General features: G+C 64.2%; 15 protein-coding genes. 13 read left to right on the forward strand and 2 right to left on the reverse strand.

The genetic code is table 11. The features are described 5' to 3' along the window. The first annotated feature begins 75 nt into the window (after nt 1-75). From lgt to pth, 6 genes are all read left to right on the forward strand, one after another. Complete coding sequence (lgt, locus tag ACFE8X_RS11215; RefSeq protein ID WP_375451555.1) at nt 76-921, forward strand: prolipoprotein diacylglyceryl transferase; 846 nt, start codon at nt 76-78, stop codon at nt 919-921. A gap of 266 nt (nt 922-1,187) precedes the next feature. Then, entirely contained in the window at nt 1,188-2,267 is a 1,080-nt protein-coding gene (locus ACFE8X_RS11220) for a class I SAM-dependent methyltransferase (protein WP_375451556.1), read from the forward strand. Further along, the gene (gene pgeF, locus ACFE8X_RS11225; RefSeq protein ID WP_375451557.1) at nt 2,264-3,025 is read left to right on the forward strand and encodes a peptidoglycan editing factor PgeF; all 762 of its coding nucleotides are present in this window, start codon (nt 2,264-2,266) and stop codon (nt 3,023-3,025) included. Before ACFE8X_RS11220 ends, pgeF begins: the two co-directional genes overlap by 4 nt. 108 nt (nt 3,026-3,133) lie before the next feature. After that, nucleotides 3,134-4,066: a ribose-phosphate pyrophosphokinase gene (locus ACFE8X_RS11230; RefSeq protein ID WP_375451558.1), complete on the forward strand. Its 933-nt coding sequence runs from the start codon at nt 3,134-3,136 to the stop codon at nt 4,064-4,066. Between the two features lie 181 nt (nt 4,067-4,247). Beyond that, nucleotides 4,248-4,874, forward strand: a complete 627-nt coding sequence (locus ACFE8X_RS11235) for a 50S ribosomal protein L25/general stress protein Ctc (RefSeq protein WP_375451559.1) — start codon at nt 4,248-4,250, stop codon at nt 4,872-4,874. A gap of 71 nt (nt 4,875-4,945) precedes the next feature. After that, complete coding sequence (pth, locus tag ACFE8X_RS11240) at nt 4,946-5,641, forward strand: aminoacyl-tRNA hydrolase (RefSeq protein WP_375451560.1); 696 nt, start codon at nt 4,946-4,948, stop codon at nt 5,639-5,641. Between the two features lie 39 nt (nt 5,642-5,680). On the opposite strand, the gene ACFE8X_RS11245 is transcribed toward pth, so the two are convergent. Beyond that, nucleotides 5,681-6,469 carry a DUF4394 domain-containing protein gene (locus ACFE8X_RS11245; RefSeq protein WP_375451561.1) on the reverse strand — a complete coding sequence of 263 codons (789 nt, stop codon included), beginning with the start codon at nt 6,467-6,469 and terminating at the stop codon, nt 5,681-5,683. Nucleotides 6,470-6,629: 160 nt separating this feature from the next. Here ACFE8X_RS11245 and ACFE8X_RS11250 point away from each other — a divergent pair, with 160 nt between their 5' ends. Together ACFE8X_RS11250 and ACFE8X_RS11255 are read left to right on the forward strand one after the other, a co-directional pair. After that, entirely contained in the window at nt 6,630-7,184 is a 555-nt protein-coding gene (locus tag ACFE8X_RS11250) for a sigma-70 family RNA polymerase sigma factor (RefSeq protein WP_375451562.1), read from the forward strand. Beyond that, entirely contained in the window at nt 7,181-7,903 is a 723-nt protein-coding gene (locus tag ACFE8X_RS11255) for an anti-sigma factor domain-containing protein (RefSeq protein WP_375451563.1), read from the forward strand. Before ACFE8X_RS11250 ends, ACFE8X_RS11255 begins: the two co-directional genes overlap by 4 nt. Here ACFE8X_RS11255 and ACFE8X_RS11260 read toward each other — a convergent pair whose 3' ends face one another. Continuing rightward, nucleotides 7,904-8,707, reverse strand: a complete 804-nt coding sequence (locus ACFE8X_RS11260) for an alpha/beta fold hydrolase (RefSeq protein ID WP_375451564.1) — start codon at nt 8,705-8,707, stop codon at nt 7,904-7,906. A gap of 486 nt (nt 8,708-9,193) precedes the next feature. Here ACFE8X_RS11260 and ychF point away from each other — a divergent pair, with 486 nt between their 5' ends. The 5 genes from ychF to ACFE8X_RS11285 all read left to right on the forward strand — a co-directional run bounded on the left by ychF (nt 9,194) and on the right by ACFE8X_RS11285 (nt 12,335). Next, entirely contained in the window at nt 9,194-10,291 is a 1,098-nt protein-coding gene (ychF, locus tag ACFE8X_RS11265; protein WP_375451565.1) for a redox-regulated ATPase YchF, read from the forward strand. Nucleotides 10,292-10,414: 123 nt separating this feature from the next. Beyond that, nucleotides 10,415-10,858 carry a GNAT family N-acetyltransferase gene (locus ACFE8X_RS11270; RefSeq protein ID WP_375451566.1) on the forward strand — a complete coding sequence of 148 codons (444 nt, stop codon included), beginning with the start codon at nt 10,415-10,417 and terminating at the stop codon, nt 10,856-10,858. 48 nt (nt 10,859-10,906) lie between these two features. Next, a complete protein-coding gene (locus tag ACFE8X_RS11275) occupies nt 10,907-11,437 on the forward strand; it encodes a MaoC/PaaZ C-terminal domain-containing protein (RefSeq protein ID WP_375451567.1) in 531 nt (176 codons plus the stop codon). Continuing rightward, nucleotides 11,434-11,922, forward strand: coding sequence for a MaoC/PaaZ C-terminal domain-containing protein (locus tag ACFE8X_RS11280; RefSeq protein WP_375451568.1), 489 nt, complete (start codon nt 11,434-11,436; stop codon nt 11,920-11,922). The genes ACFE8X_RS11275 and ACFE8X_RS11280 overlap by 4 nt, the downstream gene beginning before the upstream one ends. Before the next feature lie 68 nt (nt 11,923-11,990). Continuing rightward, a complete protein-coding gene (locus ACFE8X_RS11285; RefSeq protein ID WP_375451569.1) occupies nt 11,991-12,335 on the forward strand; it encodes a hypothetical protein in 345 nt (114 codons plus the stop codon). The last annotated feature ends 74 nt before the right edge of the window (nt 12,336-12,409 follow it).

Here is a 12,409-nt window from a genome sequence, read left to right on the forward strand (position 1 = left end):
GGGGACCGCTAGGCGGCGCGTTAGCCTGATATGTAGGCCAGCCATGCCGACTTGACCAGAGCGGGCGAAGCGGCAATGGTCCGGCCAGTCAGTGCGGAGCCCATTTTGCCGTTTCCCGATATCGATCCGATCGCCTTCTCCATCGGCCCGCTCGCGGTGCGCTGGTATGCGCTGGGCTATCTGTTCGGCACCGGCCTTGGCGCGCTTTATGCCTATACCCTGCTGGCCCGCCGCTCGCTCTGGGCCGACAATTCCCCGCCCTTCAAGCCCGGCGAAATCTGGGACTTCGCCTTCTGGACCATGCTGGCCATCGTGGTCGGGGGGCGCGTTGGCTATGTTCTGTTCTACAATCTGCCCATGTATCTGGCCAATCCGCTCGAGATCATCAATACGCTCGATGGCGGCATGTCCTTCCACGGCGGCGCCATCGGCCTAATGCTGGCGGCCATCCTCTTTACCCGCTCCAAGGGCGGCAATTGGCTGTCTTCGCTCGACATGATCGCGGCGGTCAGCACCATCGGCATTTTCCTCGTCCGCATCGCCAATTTCATCAATGCCGAACTCTATGGCGCCCCCACCGCCCTGCCCTGGGGCGTCATCTTCCCCACCGATCCCCAACAAGTGCCGCGCCATCCCAGCCAGCTCTATGAAGCCGCCCTCGAAGGCATCCTCCTCTTCCTCGTCATCCGCATCGCTACCCACGTCTTCTTCGCCTTGCGCCGCCCGGGCCTGGTCGCCGGCATTTTCGGCATCGGTTACGGCCTCGCCCGGATCGCCGTCGAATTCGTGCGCCTCCCCGATATCCAGATCGGCTATCTCTATGGCGGCTGGCTCACCATGGGCATGGTTCTGTCCATCCCCTTCGTCGTCTTCGGCCTCGCGCTGATTCTGTACGCCATGAGGCGGCGCCGTGTTCGGTAACATTCCGGTCCACACTGCCCCACCAATCATCTCGGCGTCATTCCCGCGAAAGCGGGAACCCATTCTTTCTGGCACGTCCTCGCGGTTCGATTGTCGGCTACGCCTCCCACCTCATGATCAAGACTGCTGGCAAATCTGTGCAATGAAAGTAGCCCTCATGGTGAGGTGCGAGCGCTTTGCGAGCCTCGAACCACGAGGGCGTGGCACGATCTTGGCCGCTGCGGGAATGACGTCGCGGCATGGTCAATTAGGGGACGGTGCACACCATGCCTGACTCCCCCACCCTCCCCGACCTGATCGACATGCAGATCCGCACCACCGGCCCCATGTCCGTGGCCACCTATATGGGCCTCTGCCTCACCCATCCCCACAAGGGCTACTACAAAGGCGCCGACCCGCTCGGCGCCGCCGGCGATTTCATCACCGCCCCCGAAATTTCCCAGATGTTCGGCGAACTGGTCGGCTTTTTCGTCGTCAATCTCTGGCAGCAGATGGGCCAGCCCAAAGCCTGCACCCTGCTCGAACTCGGCCCCGGCCGGGGCACGCTGATGGCCGACATGCTGCGCGTCGCCTGCCGTGCCGAAGGCTTCCGCGACGCCCTCGACCTGCGCCTGTTCGAAACCAATCCCGCCCTGATCGCCGAGCAGAATGCCCGCCTCGAGGCCTACGATCCCAACTGGATCCAAGGCTTCGACACGGTCGGCGACGGTCCGCTGCTCGTCGTCGCCAACGAATTCTTCGATGCCCTGCCTATCCGCCAGTTCGTGCGCACGACCCAGGGCTGGCACGAGCGCGTGGTCGGGCTCCTCGAGGGTCGGCGCGCCTTCGGCCTCTCGCCCACCCCGCTGCCCCCCAGCGTCATGCCCGACGCCGTTGCCGATGCTGCTCCCAATGCCATCTACGAAGCCGCCCTGGCCGGCACCGAGGTCATGTCCCGCCTAGCGCACACCGTCTCGACCCAGGGTGGCGCGATCCTTGCCATCGACTACGGCTACGCCATGACCCAGACTGGCGAAACCCTCCAGGGCATCAGGCGCCACGCCTATGCCGACGTGCTGGCCTCCCCCGGCGATACCGATCTGTCCGCCCATGTCGATTTCAACGCCCTTGGCGATGCCGCCGGCAAGGCCGGCCTCACGGTTCATCCCCTGGTGTCCCAAGCCCGGTTCCTCGACCGCCTCGGCATCGGCGATCGTGCCAAGGCGCTGGGCCTGGCCAATCCCGGCGCCGCCGCCGACATTGCCGCCGCCCGCCGCCGCCTCACCGCTCCCGACCAGATGGGCGATCTGTTCAAGGCCTTCTGCGCCGCCAGTCCCGGCCTGGTTCCACCCGGATTTTCCCCATGACTGTCCCATTTGAGTCCAGTCCACTGCTTGACGCCATGCCGCATGGTTTTTTCGGGCGCAAGGGTGGCAGCTCGAACGGCCATTTTGCCGAAAACAACATGTCCATCGCCATCGGCGACACGCCGCTGCTGGTGGACGAAAACCGTACCGGGGCGGCCGCGGCCATCGGCTTTCGACGCGCCCAGCTCTATTTGCTGAAGCAGGTTCATTCCAACCGCGTCCACACCCTGGCCGAACGGCCCACCGGCGACCAGCCGATCGAAGCCGACGCCATGGTGACCCGCCTGCCGCTGCTGGCGCTGGGCATTCTGACCGCCGATTGCGCACCGATCCTGCTGGCCGATCCCCGATCGGGCGTCATTGGCGCTGCCCATGCCGGCTGGCGCGGTGCCGTCGACGGCATTGTCGGCAACACCATTGCCGCCATGGTCGACCTGGGCGCTGACCCGGCCACGACCATCGCCGCCATCGGCCCCACGATTTCCCACCAGAATTACGAAGTGGGCCCCCAGTTCATGGCCGATTTCATCGAGCTCTGGTCCAATGGCTGGCGCTATTTCTCGGCGCCCCACGGTGGCCGCGCCCATTTCGATCTGCCGGCTTTCGTCGCCGACCAGTTGAAAATCGCCGGCGTCGGCCAGATCGATCGCGTCGGCACCTGCACCTATGGCGCGCCCGAGCGCTATTTCTCGCATCGCTACGCAACGCACCACGGCACGATAACCGGCCGGCAAATCGCCATCATCGGGCGCGCATAGCCAATATTCGCCAATCATCGATTTGTCACATTGCGCCCCCTGTCCGCAGGGGCTAAAGAACCGGCGAAACTGGGGTATCCTCCGGATACGTTGAGACAGGATCGTGCAATGAAGCTGGTCACCGGCAATTCCAACCGTGCCCTCGCCCAAGCCGTCGCCAGTTACCTCGAACTTCCCCTGACCGATTGTACCGTCAAGCGCTTCGCCGATAAGGAAGTCTATGTCGAGGTGCACGAGAATGTGCGCGGCGAGGATGTCTTCATCCTCCAGTCCACCAGCTTTCCCGCCAACGACAATCTGATGGAATTGCTGATCCTGACCGACGCGCTGCGCCGCTCCTCGGCCCGCCGCATCACCGCCGTTCTCCCCTATTTCGGCTATGCCCGCCAGGATCGAAAATCGGCCTCGCGCACCCCCATCTCGGCCAAGCTGGTGGCCAACCTGATCACCGAAGCCGGCGTCAACCGCGTCATCACGCTCGATCTGCACGCCGCCCAGATCCAGGGCTTTTTCGATATCCCGACCGACAATCTTTATTCCGCCCCGGTGATGACCCGCGATATCAAGGACAATTACGACAATTCCAATGTCATGATCGTCTCGCCCGATGTCGGCGGCGTCGCCCGTGCCCGTGCCATCGCCCAGCGCATCGGCGCTGATCTCGCCATCGTCGACAAGCGCCGCCCCAAGGCCGGGGTGTCCGAAGTCATGAACATCATCGGCGACGTGGCCGGCCAGCACTGCATCATGATCGACGACATCGTGGATTCGGGCGGCACCCTGGTCAACGCCGCCGAAGCCCTGCTCAAGGCCGGCGCGCTCGAAGTGTCCGCCTATATCACCCACGGCGTCCTTTCCAACGGCGCCGCCGCCAGGATCGCCGCCAGCAAGCTCAAGGAACTGGTGATCACCGACTCGATCGAGGAAACCGATCTGGTGCAGACGGCCGCCAACATCCGCCGCATCTCCATCGCCCCCCTCATCGGCGAAGCCATCGCCCGGACTGCTAGCGAACAAAGCGTCTCGAGCCTGCTGGATTAAGGCCCCCCACCCGACGCTGCGCGCGGACCTCTCCCCCAAACGGAGAGGTAAAGCAGATCAATCTCTTGCCCCGCCCCCCCCTTTGAGCTATAGCCCGCCCCATGAAGCGCTCGTCACCCCTGGAGGACGGGCGCGTATGCCGTTGTAGTGACGCATACACCAACCCAGAATGGATTTTTCCATGGCTGCGACCAAAGAGCTCAAGGCTCAGGCGCGTGAGGGAGTGGGCAAGGGGGCCGCTCGCGAACTGCGTCGTCAGGGACTCGTTCCCGCTGTTATCTACGGTGACAAGAAGCCCCCCGTCACCATTTCGATCGCCTACAAGGACGCGATGAAGTCCATCTATTCCGGTGGCTTTCTGTCCCACGTCATCACCCTCGATGTCGATGGCACCAAGCATTCGGTGATCCCGCGCGACTACCAGCTCGATCCGGTCAAGGATTTTGCCATGCACGTGGATTTCCTGCGCGTCGGCAAGGGCGCCAAGCTGAACGTGCAGGTGCATGTGAACTTCATCAACGAAGAAGCCAGCCCCGGCATCAAGCGCGGCGGTACGCTCAACATCGTCCACCACACGCTCGATCTGACCGTCGATGCCGACAATATCCCCGAGGAGATCACCGTCGATCTGACCGGCCTCGATATCGGCGATAGCGTTCATATGTCATCGATCAAGCTGCCCGCCGGCGCGACCGACCATAGCCATGAAGAAGACGCGACGATCGCCACCATCGTGGCCCCATCGGCGCTGAAGTCCTCTGAAGGTGGCGAGCCCGAAGACGACGCCGAAGAGACGCCGGCCGCTTAACCGGCTTGGATCGTTCTGCTATTGCATCGAGGCGGCCTTGCGGTCGCCTCGTCTGTTTTGGGAAGCCCGTGATGAAGCTGCTCGTTGGCCTGGGCAATGCTGGCGACCGATATCGCCACAACCGCCACAATATCGGCTTCATGGCTGCCGACGCGATCCATCGCGAATATGGCTTTGGCCCCTGGAAGTCCAAATATGCCGGCCTTCTGTCCGAAGGCCAGATCGCCGGCGAGCGCGTGCTCTTGCTCAAGCCGCAAACCATGATGAACCTGTCGGGCAACAGCGTTCAGCAGGTCGCCCAGTTCCACAGAATAGCCCCCATCGATGTCAGCGTGCTTTATGACGAGCTCGATCTCGCGCCTGGCAAGGTGCGCGTCAAGATCGGCGGCGGCAATGGCGGCCACAATGGCCTGCGCTCGATCGATCCGCAGCTTGGCCTTGGCTATCGCCGCGTTCGCCTCGGCATCGGCCATCCCGGCAACAAGGACCTGGTGATCCACCACGTCCTGGGCGATTTCGCCAAATCCGACCAGCTCTGGCTGGAGCCGCTGCTTGACGCCCTTGCAAAAAATGCCGCCCTGCTGGTCGTCGGCGACGATAACGGCTTCATGAACAAGATCGCCCTGGCCACCCAAACCGCCGCTGAGCCTGCCCCGGCCAAGGCGCAGAGCCACATCCGCCAAGCCCGCCCGCCCGCGCCGCAAGCCACCCTGAAGCCGACCGGGCCGATGGCCGCCATGCTCGATAAGCTGTTCAAGAAGGATTGACGGCCGCACCGAAGCGCGACCGCCGAGGCGATCGTCCCTTTACGGCAGGATGGCGATATCGCGGATAGCCGCCATGCCGTCGAGCCCGCTCAATTCGCCCACGGCGGTGGCGGCGCCGGTTTCCAGATCAACCGTATGCAGGGTCGTGCCCGCCAGCAGATAGGCGGTGTTGACCAGTTCGGCCGTAGCCGAAATATCGATGGCGTAGTTTTCCGCGCCATCGATCCCCAGCTTGCCGATCGCGGCCAGCGTGCCGTCATTGGGCTTGGTCTGCTGGATCAGCGCCACGATCGTGGTGTCGATATCGAACATCTTGGTGGCCTCGGGCTTGCCCACTGAATTGGTATAGGCCGCCGCTGCAATGGCAGGCGCCTCGCCGGCATGCATGTCGGCCTCTTCATAGGCCAGCTTGCCGTCCACCGTCACCATGCCGTCATCGACATTGGCGCGCAGATTGGTGCCGTCCGTGCCCATCAGCCGCAACCGGTCGGCCATCGGGTTGAAGTCGACGATCGCTGCCACGCCCTCGGGCAAGGCTTCGGACAAGCTCGACTTGACCGTCGCAGCGCCCGTGGCCAGCTCGATGGTCACCACCGTATTGTCCGCCGCCACGCCATAAAGCAGGCCGTCCGCAGGGCGCACGTCGATACCGTGCAGGCTCTCGACCCCGGTGACATCCATCATTCCGGCGACAGCCAGCGTCTCGGTATCGAACATCACCAGCGTCTTGTCGCCGGCCAGTGCTACGGCCGGCGCGGCCAGCGCCGCAGCGGACATCAGCGTCATGGCGGCACTCGTCATCAGGGTCAGGCGAACAATCTTGGTCATGGCAGGTCTCCTTGCAATTTCTTTTGGCGTCTGAACGCCGGTTACATTGCCTCTACCCGCCGGATCGCGCCCCGGATGCAGCCTCGAGAAATAAATCTGGGACCTGCATCCAGCCGGCGCTCTGGCGTGTAATCATGGTGTGGCCAAACCACGGAACCCGATGTTGCAACTGCTGGCCGAAACCGACGATCTCGATGCCCTGCTCAGCCGGATAGCCAAGGGCGACCGGTCGGCGCTTGCCGCCGTGTTTGATGCGGAGGCGGCTCGCCTGATCGCCGTGGCCCGGCGCATCGTGCGCCGCCAGCACCTGGCCGAGGAAGTGGTGCAGGATGCTTTCGTCGCCATCTGGCAGCGCGCCGGCCAGTTCGACCGCGCCAAGGGCACGCCGCGTGGCTGGCTGACCGTCATCGTGCGCAATCGCGCGCTCAATCTGCTGCGCGATGCCGGCCGCATGGACTATCATGATGGCGACACACTGGCCAAACTAGGCGATCGCGCTGTTGATGCCGCAGCCGCCTTCGACACGCTCGCCGAACGGGACGCGCTGCGCCTCTGCCTGCAGCAGCTGGACGAGCCGCGGCGCCGCGCCATCCTGCTCTGCTACGTGACCGGCCTCAGCCATGGCGAGATCGCCGCCACCCTCAATGCGCCGCTCGGCACCGTCAAGGCCTGGATCCGGCGCAGCACGACCGCACTCCAGGATTGCCTGTCATGACGCGCCAGGACCGGCTGGGCATGGCCGGCGATTATGTGCTGGGCCTGATGGACGATGTCGATCGCCTCGCTTTCGAGCGGGCCATGGCCGAGGATGCCGAACTCGCCGGCATGGTCGCAAAATTTGCCGAACGGATGCAGGCCCTCGACACCCCACCCCCAGAGCGCCCCAGCGCCGCCCTGTGGTCGGCGATCGAGCAGCGCCTGGACGCCATCGCCCCGCCGGGCACGGCTCCTGCCGAACCAGCCGAAGTCGTCCGTTTCGAGCGCCATCGCCCACCGTTGCCGCCCGCCGGCTGGTTCGCCGTCGCCGCCAGCCTGCTCGTTGCTCTGGCCGTGGGATACTTCACTGGCAATGCCGCCCGCACCGCGCCGGAACCGGCGATCATTGCCGTGCTGCTCGACCAGTCGGACTCCAGTCCTGCCGTCATCGTTGAAGCGTTCAGCGACGATAGCGTCCATCTGGTGCCGCTGCAAAGCCTGGCCGTGCCCGAAGGCAAGATTCTGCAGGTCTGGACCCTGCCCGATGTCGCCACTGGCCCGGTATCGCTCGGCACGTTGCAAAGTGCCCGCGACATCAGCCTGGCCGGCCCCAGCCTGCCCATGCCGCAAGCCGGCCAGCTTTACGAGATTACGCTTGAGCCATCCCCGGGCTCTCCCACCGGCCGCCCCACCGGCCCCATTCTCGTCAAGGGTTTTGCCAAGCTGCCGGTGCCCTGATCAGCGCGCAAGACCGGCGAGGAAATCCAGCATGGCCCCGTTGAACAGCGCCGGCCGCTGCAATGGCGCGAAATGGCTGACCCCCGCCAATTCCACCAGCGAGCCTTGCGGAATCGTGCGCGCGATGTAAGCCGCATGTTCGGGCGTGATGAACTCGTCGAACTCGCTTTGCACCACGGTGACCGACACCGTGACCGACTCGAGATCGGCAGCCGCATAGTCCGGCTGCGTCCGCTGCATCAGCCCCACCGCCTTACTGAACGCATCGAACTGGTCCGGCGTCGCCGACAGCGCCGCATAGTCCGCCCTGTGCCGATTGATGCATCGCCCCAATATCAGGGTAAACTCGAACGGCCTGGTGCCGCTCGGATCGACATTGCACGCAAAAAACAGCACGCCGCTGATGCGCCCCGGGTTCTCTTTGGCCAGCACCAGCCCGACACACGCCCCATCGCTCCACCCTACGACCGGTACCTTGTCGATCGCCAGCGCATCCATCACCGCCAGCACGTCGTCCCCCATGAGCCCGTAGCTATAGGGTTTGTCGTCCCGCGTACTGCGCCCATGCCCGCGGCTGTCGATCACCACCGCTCGATAGCCCGCATCGATCAACGCCGGCACCTGATGGGCAAAATTGCCGCTATGCCCCAGCCCGCCATGCAGCAATATCACCGGCACGCCTTGGCCATAGGCTGCGTACCAGATCCGCGCCCCGTCACGCTCGACCACGCCCTGCTCGCCACCCGCCGGCAACACCGCCCCCTGCGCTTCGAAATTCACCAGCTCGTCGTCCCGAAGTTCCATTTCGCTCTCCATCGCCATGTTGACGCAACCCGACGCGTGGGACGACGACAATTCGACTAGTGCCCGCGCCATGGTTTTATTTTTCCCATGGGCACAAGCTCCGTCTGGCACCATCCTGCCACAGCCGACTTACCCATCTTATCCCCACACGTGGAACCGCGCGTACACTCCACCCATCCTTTCACACGGGCGGCCTGCAGGCGAACAGTGGTGGAAGGACGCCGGGCGTGGCTTCGCCGCCGCGCAGGTTCGAGGACCGGCCGCACCGTGGCGAGCGATCACGGCGCGCGAGCAACCGGAACTGCTCCAAAAACCGGCATTCCGAGGCGGCGATCGTCTCACTATCTAATCTACCAGAGGCGAAAGCCGTCTCGGGATCCGCTCACTGTCGGCAACCGCAGCGCAGGCGGCGCTTCCGCATGCCCGGCGCATTGACTTATCGCGCCATTCCAACCATGTGGAGGCCAACACAATCCGGAGTTTCCCATGGCTTTCAAGATGGGCATTGTCGGCCTGCCGAATGTCGGCAAGTCGACCCTTTTCAACGCCCTGACGCGCACGGCCGCGGCGCAAGCCGCCAATTTTCCGTTCTGCACCATCGAGCCCAATATCGGGGAAGTTTCGGTGCCCGACCACCGCCTCGACAAGCTGGCCGCCATCGGCAAATCCGCCCAGATCCTGCCCGCCCGCATGAGCTTTGTCGATATTGCCGGCCTCGTGAAGGGCGCCTCCCAGGGCGAGGGCCTCGGCAACCAGTTCCTCGCCAATATTCGCGAATGCGACGCCATCGCCTATGTGCTGCGCTGCTTTGAGGACGGCAACATCATCCACGTCGCCAACAAGGTCGACCCGCTCGCCGATGCCGAAGTGGTCGAGACCGAGCTGATGCTGGCCGATCTGGAATCCCTCGAAAAGCGCTACAAGGGTCTCGAGAAAAAGGCCCAGCAGGGCGACAAGGAAGCCAGGCTCACGCTCGAGCTGGTCGAAAAAGCCCTGATCCTGCTGCGCGAAGGCCGCTCCGCTCGTTTCGTCCAGCGCCTGCCCGAGGAAGAAAAAGCCTTCCAGGAACTCCAGCTCCTCACCTCCAAGCCCGCCCTTTACGTCTGCAATGTCGATGAAGGCTCGGCCGAAGCCGGCAACGCCATGAGCAAGCTGGTCGAGGACTACGCCCACAAAAACGATGCCGGCGTCGTCATCATCTCGGCCGAAATCGAGAGCCAGCTGGCCCAGCTTCCCGATGCCGACCAGGCCGAATATCTGGAATCCCTGGGCCTGCACGAAGCCGGCCTCAACCGGCTGATCCGCGAGGCCTATGCGCTGCTGGGCCTGCAGACCTACTTCACCGTCGGCCCCAAGGAAACCCGCGCCTGGACCATCCACAAGGGTGACAAGGCCCCCGCCGCCGCCGGCGTCATCCATTCCGATTTCGAACGCGGCTTCATCCGCGCCCAGACCATAGCCTATGACGACTATGTCACCCTGGGCGGCGAAGTCCCCGCCAAGGAAGCCGGCAAGGCCCGCGACGAAGGCAAGGAATATATCGTCAAGGACGGCGACGTCATGCTGTTCAAGTTTAATACTTAGCGCCGCCGGCCTGCGGCCGGAAAATCGCTCCGGTGGAGCGATTTTAGGCGCTAAGACCATAAGAGCTACGCTCGAATGGCCCAGGCGTGCCGCGAGCGCGATCCACTTCTTAGTGTGCGCAGCATGTCCGAAATCACTATCATCCCCCTCACCCCCGACACCCCCACGTTCCCCACCCTGCTCGCCCAAAGCCTCGCCGAAGGCCACCGCATGCTGGCCCGCTTCGAGCAAAACTGGCGCTCCGGCGCCAACCGCTTTGACCGCCCTGGCGAACTTGTCCTCGGCGCCATCGCGCATGGCACACTGCTGGGCATGTGCGGCCGCAATATCGATCCCTATGATGCAACCCCCGGTGCTGGCCGGGTGCGCCATCTCTATGTCACCCCGCAAGCGCGCCGGCTTGGCCTCGGCCGGCTGCTGATCGAAACCATCTGCGCCGACGCCGCCACCCATTTCGAATACCTCAATACCAACGCCCCGCCCGACGCTTTCGGCTTCTACGAACGACTGGGCTTTAGTTCTTTGCCTGGCATCGCGCATGTCACCCATCGCCGCCGACTGGCTTGATCCACCCCGCGCCGCGTGTCATATCCGATTGACGTATAGGTAAATCCCATGCCCAATCCGATCACCGCCCATCGCCGCCATTACGAAGACCTTGCCGTAGGCGAAGTCATCACCCTTGCCCCCACCACCGTCACCCGGCAGATGATCTTCGACTTCGCCCGCGAGTTCGATCCGCTGCCCTTTCACCTCGACGACGCCGCCGCCAAGGCCTCCTTGCTCAAGGGCCTCGCGTCCAGCGGCTGGCAAACCCTGGGTCTCGCCCTGGCCCGTCTCAGCGCCGGTTTTCTCAACACCATCGCCTCCGAAGGCGGCCTGGGCTTCACCGATCTCAAATGGCGGCGCCCCGTCATGGCCGACGACACCATTGCCGGCACCGCCACCATTTCCGCCCTGCGCCGCAGCCGCTCGCGGCCGGCCAGCGGCATCGTCACCATCGACCTCGATATCCGCAACCAGCATGGGCAAAGCGTGATGACCATGCACCTGGCCAATCTCGTCGCCGTGCGGCACCCCGATGTCGTCCCGATGCCCGAAATGCCCTATGACCGCGCCTCCGATCACGAGGGAGCCGGCCAATGACCCGCTGGTTCGAAGACGTCAACGAAGGCGAAGTCTTTCCTTTGGGCGAACACACCTTCACCCAGGACGCGATCGTCACCTATGCCAAGATTTACGATCCGCAATATTTTCACGTCGATCCCGAAGCTGCCCAAAGTGGCCCCTTCGGCGGCCTCGTCGCCTCTGGCGCCCATACCGCCATGGTCGGCCAGCGCAAGATGGTCGATGCCCTGTTCGCCGAAGCCGAGCGCCTGCGCGCTCTGGGCCAGGAGCCCGGCATTGGCGGGCCCTCTCCCGGCGGCGACAGCATCGCCTTCACCGCTCCGGTGCGACCCGGCGATACCTTGACCTACGTGCTGACCACGACCGGCAAGCGCGCGTCCAATTCGCTGCCCGGATGGGGCCTGCTCACCAACGAGATGACCGCCACCAACCAGCGCGGCGAGCTGGTCTATCGCGCCAGCTTCGCCAGCTTCCTCGCCTTGCGCGGCGATACGGGACTGTGAGCGCCATCGCACCCATGCAAACCCCTTCGCCCCTTGAAAGCGCGCCCCGCCCCCGGCATTCTTCCCCCATGCGCCGAATCGCCCTTACCGCTACCGCTGTCGTCCTGCTGGCCACGCCCGCCGCCGCCCAAAGCTATACCGGCAATTGGGGCTGCCGCGACGATACCGCCAATCGCGCCGGCATCCTGACCATCTATGGCGATGTTTACGGCTTCGCCTCGGCCACCTTCGGCGACACCGCCTCGGGCACCGGCACCCTGACCCCCTATGAAGACGGCGTCGGCTTCACCGACGGTCCGCTCAAGGCGGTTCGCGGCATCGAGGCCGGCCGCATCATTCCCGATCCGGACGCCGGCGTCGCCTTGCAACTCGAGACTGCCGACGCCATCGTCATGCTCTGCCTCGCCCATTGAATTGACTACCCGGTCCGACTTATGCTCGTCAGGGTTCTGCTGACGTATCGTGTCAGCACGCGATGGCATCCTGC

The sequence above is a fragment of the uncultured Devosia sp. genome (assembly GCF_964244875.1).
Lineage (GTDB): Bacteria > Pseudomonadota > Alphaproteobacteria > Rhizobiales > Devosiaceae > Devosia.